Raw genomic sequence first — 15,177 nt, forward strand, 5'->3', positions numbered from 1 at the left:
TCTACGGCTTTTACGCCACGGCCATCGCCAAAACCTTCTTCCCTGCCGACAGCGCTTTCGCTTCGTTGATGCTATCGCTGGCCACGTTTGGTGCCGGGTTCCTCATGCGTCCGCTGGGTGCGATTTTCCTCGGCGCCTACATCGACCGTCATGGTCGTCGCAAAGGGCTGATCATCACCCTCGCGATGATGGCTGCCGGTACGGTGTTGATTGCCTGTGTGCCGGGTTACGCCACGCTGGGCGTGGCCGCGCCGCTAATCGTGCTGTTCGGCCGACTGTTGCAAGGTTTCTCGGCCGGCGTGGAGCTTGGCGGTGTATCGGTGTATCTCGCGGAGATTTCCACACCGGGTCGCAAAGGCTTCTTCGTCAGCTGGCAGTCCGCCAGCCAGCAAGCGGCGGTGGTTTTCGCCGGCCTGCTGGGGGTTGCCTTGAATCACTGGCTCAGCCCGGAAGAAATGGGTGACTGGGGCTGGCGCGTACCCTTCCTGATCGGATGCATGATCGTGCCGGTGATCTTCGTGATTCGTCGTTCGCTGGAAGAAACGCCTGAGTTCCAGGCGCGTAAACACCGCCCTACCCTGCGGGAAATCGTCCGCTCGATCGGTCAGAACTTTGGCATTGTCATCGCCGGTATGGCGCTGGTGGTGATGACGACCGTTTCGTTTTACCTGATCACCGCCTACACCCCGACCTTTGGCAAAGCCGAACTGCATTTGTCGGATCTGGATGCGTTGCTGGTGACGGTGTGTATCGGTCTGTCGAACTTCTTCTGGTTGCCAGTGATGGGCGCTGTGTCCGACAAGATCGGGCGAAAACCCCTGCTTCTCGCTGCGACCATTCTGGCGATTCTCACCGCCTACCCTGCCCTGTCGTGGCTGGTGGCGAACCCGAGTTTCAGCCATTTGCTGATTGTCGAATTGTGGCTGTCGTTCCTGTATGGCTCATACAACGGTGCCATGGTCGTGGCGCTGACCGAGATCATGCCGGTGGAAGTTCGCACGACCGGCTTCTCTTTGGCCTACAGCCTGGCGACGGCGACCTTCGGTGGATTTACACCGGCAGCCTGTACGTACCTGATTCATGTGCTGGACAACAAGGCTGCGCCGGGGATCTGGCTCAGTGGTGCAGCAGTGCTGGGGTTGATTGCGACGCTGGTGCTGTTCAAAGGCAATCGGCATGAACTGAGGACGGCGCAAGCAGCCGTTGTCGGCGGCGCCTGACAGATCGCTTTCGCGAGCGACCCCGCTCCACAGGGTTCTTTGGTGCTCACACCATTGTGATCACGCAGAGGCCCACTGTGTGCGGGCTTACTCGCGAAGAGGCCAGCACAAGCAACACATCTGCAACTGACTAAACCCGCACAAACAAAAACGCCCCGACCAAAGTCGGGGCGTTTTCATTGTCAGCTAAGGCTTAGCGCGGGAACGCTGGCGGGTTTACACCGGCCATGTCTTCCATCACGCGAACCACCTGGCAGCTGTAACCGAACTCGTTGTCGTACCAAACGTACAGAACAACGCGGTTGTCTTGGGTGATGGTTGCTTCAGCATCCACAACACCTGCGTGGCGCGAGCCAACGAAGTCGGTGGAAACCACTTCCTGCGAATTGACGAAGTCGATTTGCTTGTGCAGATCGGAGTGCAGCGCCATGTAACGCAGGTAGTCGTTCATCTCTTCGCGGGTTGCGGCTTTCTCAAGGTTCAGATTGAGAATGGCCATCGACACGTTTGGCGTCGGAACACGGATCGCGTTACCGGTCAGCTTGCCGGCCAGCTCAGGCAGGGCCTTGGCAGCAGCGGTGGCAGCACCGGTCTCGGTGATCACCATGTTCAGCGCGGCGCTACGGCCACGGCGATCGCCCTTGTGGAAGTTGTCGATCAGGTTCTGGTCGTTGGTGTACGAGTGAACGGTTTCGACGTGACCGTTGATGATGCCGAACTTGTCATTCACAGCCTTGAGCACCGGCACGATGGCGTTGGTGGTGCAGGAGGCGGCGGACACGATCTTGTCTTCAGCGGTGATTTCACCGTGGTTGATGCCGTGAACGATGTTCTTCAGTTTGCCTTTGCCAGGCGCGGTCAGAACAACGCGGTCGATACCCGGGCACGCCAGGTGCTGACCCAGGCCATCGGCGTCACGCCATACACCGGTGTTGTCCACCAGCAGCGCGTCTTTGATGCCGTACTGGGTGTAATCCACCTCGGTCGGGTTCTTCGCGTAGATCACCTGGATCAGGTTACCGTTGGCGGTAATGGTGTTGTTTTCTTCGTCGATGACGATGGTGCCGTTGAACGGACCGTGTACCGAATCGCGACGCAACAGGCTGGCGCGCTTGACCAGGTCGTTCTCGGCGCCTTTACGCACCACGATGGCACGCAGGCGCAGGCCGTCGCCGCCACCGGTTTTTTCGATCAGGATGCGCGCCAGCAGACGGCCGATACGACCGAAGCCGTACAAGACAACGTCGGTGCCTTTGCGAGCGGAGGCGTTTTGCTGGCCAACTACGTCCGCCAGTTCTTCACGGACAAACTGCTCGGCAGTGCGGCCATTGCCTTCGACGCGGAATTTGAACGCCAACTTGCCCAGGTCTACCGAAGCCGCGCCGAGCTTGAGCTCGCTCATGGCTTTAAGCAGAGGGAATGTTTCGTGGACGGAGAGTTCGCTATCGTCGGAAGAACGATGGCGAGCAAAGCGGTGAGCTTTGAGAATCGCGATGACAGACTGGTTGATCAGGCTGCGGCCATAGATCGAGCTCACCACGTTATTATTGCGGTAGAGCTGACCGATAAGCGGAATCATCGCTTCTGCGAGTGCTTCACGGTCGATCCATTCACCAAGACACTGGTCGGGCTTCTGAGTCACGGGAACCTTCCACATGTAGGGGCAGAAAAAAGGGGCTACATTATGCCGCCGAGTGCTCCCCGTAGCAATGCGCGCCTGTCGTGCGAGCCGTAACAAATTTCCGTTCAAAAAAATCACGCGCCGCTAAAGCCCAGTAAAACCGCGGCTTTCAGCGCAGTCAATTTTTTGGAGACAGCGCCGTCTTATCCGTAACCCTCCGTAACACTCGACCGTTTTGCCACTACATAATCAGTGATTCCCAGTAAAAAACTGCCCGGATTTTGTCTTTACCACTACATTTCGCCGAACCTGCGTAATAGACACAGTCAGCAACTGACAGGCGGCACTCGGGGCCGCTACAATTACCGACTTTGTCGCAACGCTTGGAGCTCAACCTTCCGTGCCCGTTCTGCGTCTACCGCTTCTCCCTGCCGCGGCAGGTAAACAGCACTGGGGCAACCTGCCCGGTGCCGCCCTGAGCCTGGCTATCGCCGAGGCTGCCAGCGCTGCCAAGCGCTTTACCCTGCTGCTGACCGCCGACAGCCAAAGTGCCGAACGGCTGGAACAGGAGCTGAGTTTCTTCGCCCCGGATTTGCCGGTGCTGCATTTCCCGGACTGGGAAACCCTGCCCTACGATCTGTTCTCGCCGCACCAGGACATCATTTCCCAGCGCATCGCTGCCCTTTACCGGTTGCCGGAGCTGAGCCATGGCGTGCTGGTGGTGCCGATCACCACAGCCCTGCATCGCCTGGCACCGACCAAGTTCCTGCTCGGCAGCAGCCTTGTGCTGGACGTCGGCCAGAAGCTCGATGTCGAGCAGATGCGCACCCGGCTCGAGGCCAGCGGTTATCGCTACGTCGACACCGTGTACGAGCACGGCGAATTCACCGTCCGCGGCTCATTGATCGATCTGTTCCCGATGGGCAGCAAACTGCCCTTCCGGATCGACCTGTTCGACGACGAAATCGAAACGTTGCGTACATTCGATCCGGAAAACCAGCGCTCCATCGACAAGGTGGACACGGTTCGTCTGTTGCCGGCTCGCGAGTTTCCACTGCAAAAAGACGCGGTCACCCGTTTCAAGGCACGCTTTCGCGAGCGCTTCGATGTCGACTTCCGTCGCTGCCCGATCTTCCAGGATCTGAGCAGCGGGATTACGCCGGCGGGTATCGAGTACTACCTGCCGCTGTTCTTCGACGAAACCTCGACGCTGTTCGATTACCTGCCCCAGGACACGCAGGTGTTTTCCCTGCCGGGCATCGAGCAGGCGGCGGAGAATTTCTGGAACGACGTGCGCAATCGGTATGAAGAGCGCCGCGTCGATCCCTCTCGTCCTTTATTACCACCGGCCGAGTTATTCCTGCCGGTGGAAGATTGCTTTGCCCGCCTGAAGAACTGGCCGCGTGTGGTGGCCAGTCAGCAGGATGTTGAAACCGGTGTCGGCCGCGAGCGCTTCCCGGCGCGGGAGCTGCCGAACCTGGCCATCGAGGCCAAGGCAACGCAACCACTGGCGGCGCTGGCGGGTTTCCTCGACGAGTTCCCCGGTCGCGTGCTGTTCACCGCCGAGTCCGCGGGCCGTCGTGAAGTGCTGCTGGAACTGCTGGAGCGCCTGAAGCTGCGACCGAAAACCGTCGACAGCTGGCCGGACTTCGTCGCGAGCAAGGAACGCCTGGCGATTACCATTGCGCCGCTCGACGAAGGCTTGGTGCTTGACGATCCGGCCTTGGCGCTGGTGGCTGAAAGCCCGCTGTTCGGTCAGCGCGTCATGCAGCGCCGTCGCCGCGAAAAACGCGCCGACGCCAACAACGACGCCGTGATCAAAAACCTCACCGAGCTGCGTGAAGGCGCGCCGGTGGTACACATCGATCACGGCGTCGGCCGCTACCTCGGGTTGGCGACGCTGGAAATCGACGATCAGGCCGCTGAGTTCCTGACCCTGCAATACGCCGAAGGCGCCAAGCTTTACGTGCCGGTCGCCAACCTGCATCTGATCGCCCGGTATACCGGCAGCGACGATGCCTTGGCTCCGCTGCACCGTCTCGGCTCGGAAACCTGGCAAAAAGCCAAACGCAAGGCCGCCGAACAGGTGCGCGACGTGGCGGCCGAATTGCTCGACATTTATGCCCGCCGCGCCGCTCGCGAAGGTTATGCCTTCGAAGATCCGAAAGCCGATTACGCCACCTTCAGCGCCGGTTTCCCGTTCGAAGAAACCCCGGACCAGCAAACCACCATCGACGCAGTGCGCGCCGACATGCTCGCGCCGAAACCGATGGACCGACTGGTCTGCGGCGACGTCGGTTTCGGCAAGACCGAAGTGGCGATGCGCGCAGCGTTCATTGCCGTGCACGGCGGTCGCCAAGTGGCGATCCTGGTGCCGACCACCCTGCTCGCCCAGCAGCACTACAACAGTTTCCGCGACCGCTTCGCCGACTGGCCGGTGACCGTGGAAGTGATGAGCCGTTTCAAGTCGACCAAGGAAGTGAACGCCGCCGTGGCGGACCTCGCCGAAGGCAAGATCGACATCGTCATCGGCACGCACAAACTGCTGCAAGATGATGTGAAGATCAAAAACCTCGGGCTGGTGATCATCGACGAAGAGCACCGCTTCGGCGTCCGTCAGAAAGAACAGCTCAAGGCGCTGCGCAGCGAAGTCGACATCCTCACCCTGACCGCCACGCCGATTCCGCGCACGCTGAACATGGCGGTGTCGGGCATGCGCGACCTGTCGATCATCGCCACGCCGCCGGCCCGTCGCCTGTCGGTGCGGACCTTCGTCATGGAGCAGAACAAGAGCACGGTCAAAGAGGCCCTGCTGCGTGAACTGCTGCGTGGCGGTCAGGTTTACTACCTGCACAATGACGTGAAAACCATCGAGAAATGCGCCGCCGACCTCGCCGAACTGGTGCCGGAAGCACGGATCGGCATCGGCCACGGGCAAATGCGCGAACGCGAACTCGAACAAGTGATGAGCGACTTCTACCACAAGCGCTTCAACGTGCTGATCGCCTCGACCATCATCGAGACCGGCATCGACGTGCCGAGTGCCAACACCATCATCATCGAGCGTGCCGACAAATTCGGCCTGGCGCAGCTGCACCAGTTGCGCGGCCGCGTCGGTCGCAGTCACCACCAGGCTTACGCGTACCTGCTGACACCGCCGCGTCAGCAAATCACTCCGGATGCAGAAAAGCGCCTGGAAGCAATTGCCAATACCCAGGACCTCGGCGCGGGCTTCGTGCTCGCCACCAACGACCTGGAAATCCGTGGCGCCGGCGAACTGCTCGGCGACGGTCAGAGCGGGCAGATCCAGGCCGTCGGTTTCACCCTGTACATGGAGATGCTCGAGCGCGCGGTGAAGTCGATCCGCAAGGGTGAACAGCCGAATCTCGATCAACCGCTGGGCGGGGGTCCGGAAGTCAATTTGCGCGTACCGGCGCTGATTCCCGAAAGCTACTTGCCGGACGTGCATGCCCGACTGATTCTGTACAAACGCATTGCCTCGGCCACTGATGAGGAAGGCCTCAAGGACTTGCAAGTCGAGATGATCGATCGTTTCGGTCTGCTGCCGGAGCCGACCAAGAACCTGATGCGCATCACGGCGCTAAAGTTGCAGGCCGAAGTGCTGGGCATCAAGAAAGTCGACGGCGGCCCGCAAGGTGGTCGAATCGAGTTCGCGGCGCAGACACCGGTCGATCCGCTGACACTGATCAAACTGATTCAGGGCCAGCCTAAACGCTACAAATTCGAGGGCGCCACGATGTTTAAATTCATGGTCCCGATGGAGCGCCCGGAAGAGCGCTTTAATACTGTAGAGGCACTGCTTGAATGCCTCATTCCGAAAACTGCTTGAAGGACGCCGCATGCGCCTGTTTCGCTCACTGACTTTGCTGATGACCCTGGCCGTCCCCACGGCGTTTGCCGATGACCTGTATCAGATTGAAATGATTCTGGTCCGGCAGAACGCTGTGCCCGCCATTGTCAGCAAAGCCGCGCCGGAAGACTGGGCTGCCGGTGCCCAACCCATCAGCAAGGACAGCCTGCGCACGCCGAGCCTGAATAGCGAAGTGGAAAAACTCACCGCCAGCAACGAATACACGGTGTTGCTGCACAAAGCCTGGCAACAGAACCTCGGCGAAGAAGCCAGTAAGATTGCAATCAGCGATGGCAAGGAACAGTTCGGCCAGTTCCCGATCGAGGGCACGCTGAATCTGAAACTGGGGCGCTTCACCGACGTTGACGCCGACTTCTGGGTCAACCAGATCGACGCCAACGGCATGGTCACCGCCAGCGAACGCCTCAAACAGGAAAGCCACACCAAGAACGGCCAGTTGAACTTCCTCGACAACGGTCACCTCGGCCTGCTGATCAAGATCACCTCGCTCACCGCCCCTGCGCCTCGGCCAGTCCCCGATGAAATACCGGACTGATTGAAGTCCTTATGCCTGCGACCCTGAGCAAACCCCTGGCACCTTCATGGGTCAGCCGATTCAAGGAACAAAGCCTGGAGCGTGGCCGCCGCTACGCCCTGGAAAACCGCGTCAGGATCGTCGAGGTCGGCGACGCCACGATCACAGCAGCTTGCGAAGGCTCTGGCGGTAACGTTTACCGTCAGACCATTCGCCTGCGAGAGTCGGCTAAATCCACTTTGCTGATGGTCGATGCCACGTGTACCTGCCCGGTCCACAGCAACTGCAAACATTGCGCAGCGGTGCTGCTGAAGGTGCAGGAAACCCTCGCCTACCCCGCCGCCGCGCAAGACGCCGAACTGCTGGAAAAACTGCAGGCGGTACTGGAAAACCGCAGCCCGAAAGCGCCGCCGCAAGTGCTGGTGGACAATGTGCAGCCGGTGCCGCGCCTGTGGCTGGCGAGCATCGAGTTCAGCGCCTTCGAACCGCGTAACGGCAAAATGCAGCGCTACATCCAGCATCGTGCGGCGCTGTCCTTCAGTTATCTCGATGAATACGTTTCCGGGCAGAAGAACGCCGACGTCCTGATTCGTCAGGAGACGCAGACATTACGGATTAAACGCCACCCGGAAGTCGAACAGGCCTACAGGGAACAACTGCGAATCCTCGGCTTCAAGGTCGCCACTCGTCAAAGTAAAGCCCTGCCGGAAAGTGCCGGTGAACTCTACGAGATGGTCAACGACAGCGCCTGGCTGACCTTCACCCTCAATGAGCTGCCGAAGCTGCGCACTCAAGGCTGGGAACTGCAGATCGACGAAGATTTCGGCTTCGACCTGACCGCCGTGGACGACTGGTACGCCACCGTCGAGCAGGCGCCGGAGCGCGACTGGTTCGATCTGGAGCTGGGAATCATCGTCAACGGCGAGCGCCTGAGCCTGCTGCCCATCCTGCTGAACCTGATGCGCTCCCACACCGAAATCCTCAACCCGGAACGCCTCGCCCGACGTCGCGACGACGAATTGATTTTGGTGAACATCCCCAACCGCCCGAACTCCGAGCATGGGCCGTTGCAAGTCGCCCTGCCGTTTGGCCGCTTGAAACCGGTACTGGCGACCCTCGGCGAGTTCTACCTGCAAGAACCCGGCGAGACTACACTGCGCCTGAGCAAGGCCGACGCCACGCGCCTGAATCCGCTGGAAGACCTGCCGTTGCTCTGGGAAGGTGGCGAGCAGATCCGCACGTTTGCCCAGCGCCTGCGGGACATCAAGGATTACACCGCGACCGCACCGGAAGGCTTGAACGCTACATTGCGCCCGTATCAGCTGGAAGGTTTGAGCTGGATGCAATCGCTGCGGCAACTCGAAGTCGGCGGGATTCTCGCGGACGACATGGGGCTGGGCAAAACCCTACAGACCCTGGCGCACGTTCTCAGCGAGAAAAACGCTGGTCGCCTTGATCGACCTTGCATGGTGGTGATGCCCACCAGCCTGATCCCGAACTGGCTCGACGAAGCAGCTCACTTCACGCCACAACTCAAAGTGCTGGCACTGTATGGCGCCAGTCGAAAGAAACATTTCGACACGCTGACCGATTACGACCTGATCCTGACCACCTATGCACTGCTGCCCAAAGACGTCGATCGCCTGGCCGCACAGCCGTTGCACGTCCTGGTGCTGGACGAAGCGCAGTACATAAAAAACCCCAACAGCAAGGCCGCCCAGGCTGCGCGCGAGCTGAATGCGCGCCAGCGCCTTTGCCTGAGTGGCACGCCGCTGGAAAACCACCTGGGCGAACTGTGGTCGCTGTTTCACTTCCTGCTGCCCGGCTGGCTCGGCGATGTGAAGAGCTTCAACCGCGATTACCGCGTGCCGATTGAAAAGCGCGCCAGCGAGGTGCGACTTCAGCACTTGAATGGTCGGATCAAACCGTTTCTGTTGCGCAGGACCAAAGAGCAGGTGGCGACGGAGTTGCCGCCGAAGACCGAGATCATCCACTGGGTCGAGCTTAACGAAGCCCAACGCGATGTGTACGAGACCATGCGCCTGGCCATGGACAAGAAGGTGCGCGACGAAATCACCCGCAAGGGCGTGGCGCGCAGCCAGATCATCATTCTTGAGGCGCTGCTGAAGCTGCGTCAGGTGTGCTGCGATTTGCGCCTGGTCAACGACGCCGCGCTGCCGGCTCGCGGAAGCACCTCGGGCAAGCTCGATAGCCTCATGGAAATGCTGGAGGAGTTGTTCGAGGAAGGTCGACGGATTCTGCTGTTTTCGCAGTTCACTTCGATGCTGGCGTTAATCGAGGTCGAGTTGAAAAAACGCGGTGTTGAATATGCGTTGTTGACTGGGCAAACCCGTGACCGACGTTCTCCGGTGAAAGAATTCCAGAGCGGAAAGCGTCAGATCTTTCTGATCAGTTTGAAGGCAGGTGGTGTTGGCCTGAACCTGACCGAGGCGGACACGGTGATCCACTACGACCCGTGGTGGAACCCGGCGACGGAAAACCAGGCAACTGACCGTGCGTACCGCATTGGCCAGGAGAAACCGGTGTTCGTCTACAAGATGATTGCCCGAGGCACGGTGGAAGAGAAAATTCAGCACCTGCAGAAGGAAAAATCCGACCTGGCGGCAGGCGTGCTGGATGGGCGCAAGACCGGGGACTGGAAGTTGCAGAGTGACGATATTGAGGCGTTGTTTGCGCCGCTGCCGGAAAAGCTTGAGAAACGTTGAGATCCTCGGTGCCTGATCGGCCGCTTTCGCGAGCAAGCCCTCTCCCATATTAGATTTATGTTGTTCCCTTTAACGTGGGAAAACACAGATCCAATGTGGGAGCGGGCTTGCTCGCGAAGGGGTCAACCCGATGCAACTGATGTTCAGCCCTTCAACACCCGCGCCAACGTCGACTTGACCTTCCCCATCCCGTCATGCAAAGCCTGCTCGATCTCAGCCATGGTGATTACCGCCGTCGACTTGCCCGCCGCCGGGTTCACCACTAGCGCCAGGCAGGCATAATCCAGCTCCAGCTCACGCGCCAATGCTGCCTCCGGCATGCCGGTCATGCCGACGATGTCGCAGCCGTCACGCTCCAGGCGCGCAATCTCCGCCACCGTTTCCAGTCGTGGCCCCTGCGTGCAGGCATACACGCCATGACTGCTGTAGCCAACGCCTTCAGCCGCCAGCGCCGCGATCAATTGCTGGCGCAGCGCTTCGCTGTAGGGATAGCTGAAGTCGATGTGGGTGACGTGCTCCAGGTCATCGGCAAAATAGGTGTGTTCGCGGCCGCTGGTGTAGTCGATCAGCTGATGGGGCACGCAAAAATGTCCGGTGCCCATGGCGGCATGAATCCCGCCTACCGCATTGACCGCCAGGATCGCTTCGGCCCCGGCCTGTTTCAACGCCCAGAGGTTGGCGCGGTAGTTCACCTGATGCGGCGGAAAACGGTGCGGGTGCCCGTGACGTGCGAGGAACAACACTTCCTTGCCGGCGTATTCACCGATCTGCACGTCGGCCGAAGGTGCGCCATAAGGAGTGTCCACCGCCAATGATTGACGAATGCTCAGGCCTTCGAGTTGAGTCAGGCCGGTGCCACCAATAATCGCGTAAACCGTCATAACGTGAAGTCCTTATTCAATCAGTTGAGCGTCTTTGAGCGCGCCAATGGCTGTCAGCCAGCGCGGATCCTGGCGGTATTCAGTGCTGGCGTACGACTGGCCGCGCATGCGCGCAATGCGCTCGGACGGCTTGACCTTCAGACGCTGGGCGGCACTCAAGGCGAGTTCCGCAGCGGCGCGGTCGTTGCACACCAGCCCCATGTCACACCCGGCAGACAACGCGGCTTCGATACGGCTGGCGGCATCACCGACCACATGGGCGCCGGCCATCGACAGGTCGTCGCTGAAGATGACGCCATCGAACTGCAATTCGCCGCGCAGAATGTCCTGCAACCAGCGACGGGAGAAGCCGGCGGGCTGGGAGTCGACTTGCGGGTAAATGACGTGGGCCGGCATGACAGCGGCCAATTGCTTGCTCAAGCGGGCGAACGGCACCAGATCGTTGGCGCGGATCTCGTCGAGGCTGCGTTCGTCATTCGGGATCGCGACGTGGGAATCCGCCTCGGCCCAGCCGTGGCCGGGGAAATGCTTGCCGGTGGCAGCCATTCCCGCGCTGTTCATCCCACGGATAAATGCACCCGCCAGCAGCGCCGCGCGTTCCGGATCACCCTCGAACGAACGGGTGCCGACCACCGCGCTGCGCTGGTAATCCAGGTCCAGTACCGGGGCAAAGCTCAGGTCGAGACCGACGGCCAACACTTCGGTGGCCATGATCCAGCCGCACTGTTCGGCAAGGTATTCGGCATTCGGATTGTCAGCGATGGCACGCATGGCCGGCAGCCGTACAAAACCCTGACGCAAGCGCTGCACGCGACCGCCCTCCTGATCCACTGCCAGCAGCAGATCGGGGCGAATGGCGCGAATCGAGGCACTCAGTTCGCGCACCTGACGCGGGTGCTCGATGTTACGGGCAAAAATGATCAGGCCGCCCACTTCGGGCTGGCGCAACAATTGGCGATCCTCGGCCGTCAGCCAGGTACCGGCGACGTCCACCATCAACGAGCCTTGCAGGCCAGCAGTCATAGAGATTCCTTGATAACGATAAACCCGGCTCGCACGCATTCGCCGCCCTGGGCTGTGCCCGGCAGGTCGGCGATAAATATGGGGAGCGGGTTCAGAACGAGAGTCGGCATGGGCGGCTAGCTTAGCGGATGTCAGCTGCCGCGCCCACCCGTGTGCGGCTAAACCTTGGCGGCAACCTGTGTCGACTTGCTGCGCGGACGCAACTGCGCGGTGGCCATGGCCGTGTCGGTCACGCCGGTTTCGGCACGCATGCCAGCCGCCAGGAACGGCACCATCAGGCGCATTACTTGCTCGATGGAGGTGTTGACGCCGAAATCGGTTTCGGCAATCGCGCGCAAAGCCTTGATACCGGACATGCTGAACGCCGCAGCACCCAGCATGAAGTGCACACGCCAGAACAGCTCGATCGGCGGAATGCGCGGCGCGGCTTCGTTGACCAGCATCATGTAGCGGCGGAATACCTTGCCGTACATGTCTTCGAGATACCGACGCAGGTGACCCTGGCTCTGGCTGAATGCCAGCCCCAGTAATCGCATGAAGATGGAGAGATCGTTGCCGCTGCGTGGCTGCACCACGAGGGCCTGTTCGACGAGGATTTCCAGCAGCTCTTCAAGTGTCGGCTTGTTCTCGGGCTTGGCCTGGCGCCGCTCCAGCTCTTTATCGAGGCTCAGGCAGAACGGTCCGAGAAAACGCGAGAAGACGGCTTGAATCAGCGCCTTCTTCGAGCCGAAGTGATAGTTCACAGCCGCCAGGTTGACCCCGGCTTTGCTGGTAATCAAACGCAGTGAGGTTTCAGCAAAACCTTTTTCCGCGAACAACTGCTCTGCAGCATCGAGAATGCGTTCAACGGTTTCCGACTGGGCCATGGCTACTCCGCCTGACAAACACTTGTTTGAAACATACGTTTCAACCTTGGCCTTGTCAAGCCTGCCGGTTCGTTTCGGGAATGGTCAGTCAGCTATTTAACCATACATCTGCGCGGTGTTAATCAGCACGCGGATTGACCGTCCGGCGGCCGGTAAAAAAAGGGGCATTGCCAAGACGCTTTCACTGTATATAATCCCAGTCACTGTATAAAAAGACAGAGCGATCAATATGCTAAAGCTGACGCCACGCCAAGCCGAGATTCTGGCCTTCATCAAACGCTGCCTGGAAGATAACGGCTACCCGCCGACCCGCGCGGAAATCGCTCAGGAACTGGGTTTCAAGTCGCCCAACGCGGCAGAAGAGCATCTCAAGGCGCTGGCCCGCAAAGGCGCGATCGAGATGACGCCAGGCGCCTCCCGGGGCATCCGCATCCCTGGCTTCGAAGCCAAGGCAGACGAGTCCACCCTGCCAATCATTGGCCGGGTCGCTGCCGGTGCGCCAATCCTTGCCCAGCAGCACATCGAAGAGTCCTGCAACATCAATCCTGCGTTCTTCCACCCTCGCGCCGACTATTTACTGCGCGTTCACGGCATGAGCATGAAGGATGTCGGGATTTTCGATGGCGACCTGCTGGCCGTCCATACCACCCGCGAAGCCCGCAACGGCCAGATCGTGGTGGCGCGTATTGGCGACGAAGTGACAGTCAAACGCTTCAAGCGTGACGGCAGCAAAGTCTGGCTGATTGCCGAAAACCCTGAATTCGCCCCTATCGAAGTGAACCTGAAAGATCAGGAACTGGTGATCGAAGGCTTGAGTGTCGGCGTCATTCGCCGCTAAAGGAGGCTTTATGCAGTTCCCACACACATCACAGCAAGCCCAACTGCCGTTGTTCGAAGCTTTCATGGTGCAGCCGATGGCACCGATTCTGAAAGACGTGGTCGAGTCGCCCTGGAGCGCCGAACCTGAAGTTTTCAGCGAACTGTCACTGCGTGGTGCGGCCGGGAATTGCCTGAGTCTTCTGGCACCGATCCTCAGGGAGTTGAGCGAGGATCAGGATGCGCGCTGGCTGACACTGATCGCCCCGCCCGCCAGCCTGACACAAACCTGGCTGCGAGAAGCAGGCCTGAATCGTGAACGTATTCTGCTGCTGCAACCACGCGGCACCCAGAGTGCACAACAGCTGACTTGCGAAGCCTTGCGCCTGGGCCGTAGCCACACTGTAGTCAGCTGGCTCAACCCATTGAACACCGCTTCACGGCAACAGTTGATCAGCGCCGCCCGGACCGGGGATGCGCAAAGCCTGAATATTCGACTGGGCTGAACGAGGAGCGCGCTGAGCAACGCGGGGCTTCTCCAGGGATAGAGAAGCCGATCAAAAGCGGTATCCGCTAAATGCGACGAACGGGGATCAATGAAGGACCCGAGCACTCTCATCGGTATTGAAATCGCCCTCAACCAGGCGACCGGCCATCTGAACACCCACGCTCAACATCGCCTTGGCGACTTCCACGTGCTGGCCTTGCAGGAACACCTTGGCATCCTCGGAGAAATCCAAAGTAACCAGAGAACCCTCGTCCTCAGCCCTGCGCAGCTCGATTCGGCCGTCTGGTAACTCGACAATTTCTAGAAAGGACGTTGGCATAAAGGTCTGTTCTCCACGAAAGGCGGGGATTATATAGGCATCGGCCTGGCTTCGCTCGGGATCTTGACCAGATGCCACTACGAAGAGAAATTTCTGACAGCATGCTGATCCCGGAACGAACAGTCTCACGACCGTCCGTCGGACACTCAATACTTCAGCACTCGTTCAAGCCTTCGCGAAACCGAATCGCCAGACCTTTGAGGTTCTGACGCCAACTCTCCAGTTCTTCCCGGCTCAACTCTTCGGGCGCGTCTTCTTCATCCAGGTTAACGGCCTGGATCAACGGCTGTGTTACGTCGCCCTTGGGTTTGTGCGGTGCGCGAGGCGGCTGAAACAGCGCCGCATGCGCTGACAATAGCTTGGCCAGCCAGGTTTCGGGGTTCTGTGCCAGCTCGACCATCTCGGCCATTTCAGGAATGGCGATGGCCTCAAGCACTTCCCGGGTCAGCAGCATTTCCGCGCGAGGTGCGTTGGCCTGCGGCAAGCGATAGAAACCAGCGATTTCGTGGCACAGCCCCAGCAACGCACCGTACAGGTGAAACAACGCTGATTCACGCCCGGCTTGAATCAGCGCGAGGGAATTCATCGCCCGCCCCTCTTCGGCCTTCGCGAGCGCCTCAAGCGACAGGCCGGCGAAATAAATCTTCTGGTTGGTACGGGTATAGAGTTCGTGGGCCATGACGGCAGCCTCCACAACGAAATAATTGCTTCACGCAGGTCAGACAGTGTCGTGGATCACCTGAGCTCACCGCAAGCCCAAAACAAAAAGGCCGCATGAAAACCCGAGGGTT

12 protein-coding genes are annotated in these 15,177 nt (G+C 59.8%); 6 read left to right on the forward strand and 6 right to left on the reverse strand.

Translation table 11 applies throughout. The annotated features are described in order from the left end of the window. Window positions 1–1,220 (forward strand): MFS transporter (locus PMI01S_RS06525; protein WP_084318572.1); only part of this gene is annotated, 1,220 nt, incomplete at its 5' end. Between the two features lie 193 nt (window positions 1,221–1,413). Here the strand turns inward: PMI01S_RS06525 and PMI01S_RS06530 are convergent. Further along, window positions 1,414–2,877, reverse strand: a complete 1,464-nt coding sequence (locus PMI01S_RS06530) for a glyceraldehyde-3-phosphate dehydrogenase (RefSeq protein ID WP_084318574.1) — start codon at window positions 2,875–2,877, stop codon at window positions 1,414–1,416. Between the two features lie 364 nt (window positions 2,878–3,241). On the opposite strand from PMI01S_RS06530, the gene mfd reads away from it, so the two are divergent. The 3 genes from mfd to PMI01S_RS06545 are packed head-to-tail and all read left to right on the forward strand — an operon-like array spanning window position 3,242 to window position 9,973. Beyond that, complete coding sequence (gene mfd, locus PMI01S_RS06535; RefSeq protein ID WP_084318576.1) at window positions 3,242–6,691, forward strand: transcription-repair coupling factor; 3,450 nt, start codon at window positions 3,242–3,244, stop codon at window positions 6,689–6,691. Between the two features lie 10 nt (window positions 6,692–6,701). Then, a complete protein-coding gene (locus tag PMI01S_RS06540) occupies window positions 6,702–7,268 on the forward strand; it encodes a CsiV family protein (protein ID WP_084318578.1) in 567 nt (188 codons plus the stop codon). Between the two features lie 11 nt (window positions 7,269–7,279). Beyond that, entirely contained in the window at window positions 7,280–9,973 is a 2,694-nt protein-coding gene (locus PMI01S_RS06545) for a DEAD/DEAH box helicase (protein ID WP_084318580.1), read from the forward strand. A gap of 143 nt (window positions 9,974–10,116) precedes the next feature. Here the strand turns inward: PMI01S_RS06545 and PMI01S_RS06550 are convergent, their stop codons facing one another. The 3 genes from PMI01S_RS06550 to PMI01S_RS06560 form a co-directional block, all read right to left on the reverse strand. Next, window positions 10,117–10,854 (reverse strand): S-methyl-5'-thioinosine phosphorylase, encoded by a 738-nt coding sequence (locus PMI01S_RS06550; RefSeq protein ID WP_084318582.1) that lies wholly within the window; start codon window positions 10,852–10,854, stop codon window positions 10,117–10,119. 12 nt (window positions 10,855–10,866) lie between these two features. After that, window positions 10,867–11,865, reverse strand: a complete 999-nt coding sequence (nagZ, locus tag PMI01S_RS06555; RefSeq protein ID WP_174602651.1) for a beta-N-acetylhexosaminidase — start codon at window positions 11,863–11,865, stop codon at window positions 10,867–10,869. A gap of 170 nt (window positions 11,866–12,035) precedes the next feature. Further along, on the reverse strand, window positions 12,036–12,743 hold the full coding sequence (locus PMI01S_RS06560) for a TetR/AcrR family transcriptional regulator (protein ID WP_008028474.1): 708 nt from the start codon (window positions 12,741–12,743) through the stop codon (window positions 12,036–12,038). Between the two features lie 229 nt (window positions 12,744–12,972). On the opposite strand from PMI01S_RS06560, the gene lexA reads away from it, so the two are divergent. Both lexA and sulA read left to right on the forward strand, forming a co-directional pair. Then, window positions 12,973–13,581, forward strand: coding sequence for a transcriptional repressor LexA (lexA, locus tag PMI01S_RS06565; protein WP_007944149.1), 609 nt, complete (start codon window positions 12,973–12,975; stop codon window positions 13,579–13,581). Window positions 13,582–13,591: 10 nt separating this feature from the next. Beyond that, the gene (sulA, locus tag PMI01S_RS06570) at window positions 13,592–14,065 is read left to right on the forward strand and encodes an SOS-induced cell division inhibitor SulA (protein ID WP_084318584.1); all 474 of its coding nucleotides are present in this window, start codon (window positions 13,592–13,594) and stop codon (window positions 14,063–14,065) included. A gap of 87 nt (window positions 14,066–14,152) precedes the next feature. Here the strand turns inward: sulA and PMI01S_RS06575 are convergent, their stop codons facing one another. Both PMI01S_RS06575 and PMI01S_RS06580 read right to left on the reverse strand, forming a co-directional pair. Continuing rightward, window positions 14,153–14,386 carry a hypothetical protein gene (locus PMI01S_RS06575; RefSeq protein WP_084318586.1) on the reverse strand — a complete coding sequence of 78 codons (234 nt, stop codon included), beginning with the start codon at window positions 14,384–14,386 and terminating at the stop codon, window positions 14,153–14,155. A 154-nt stretch (window positions 14,387–14,540) separates the two neighbouring features. Beyond that, a complete protein-coding gene (locus tag PMI01S_RS06580) occupies window positions 14,541–15,065 on the reverse strand; it encodes a DUF6586 family protein (RefSeq protein ID WP_084318588.1) in 525 nt (174 codons plus the stop codon). Window positions 15,066–15,177: the final 112 nt, after the last annotated feature.

Origin of the sequence: Pseudomonas migulae NBRC 103157 (assembly GCF_002091715.1) — a bacterium.
Classification (GTDB): domain Bacteria; phylum Pseudomonadota; class Gammaproteobacteria; order Pseudomonadales; family Pseudomonadaceae; genus Aquipseudomonas; species Aquipseudomonas migulae_A.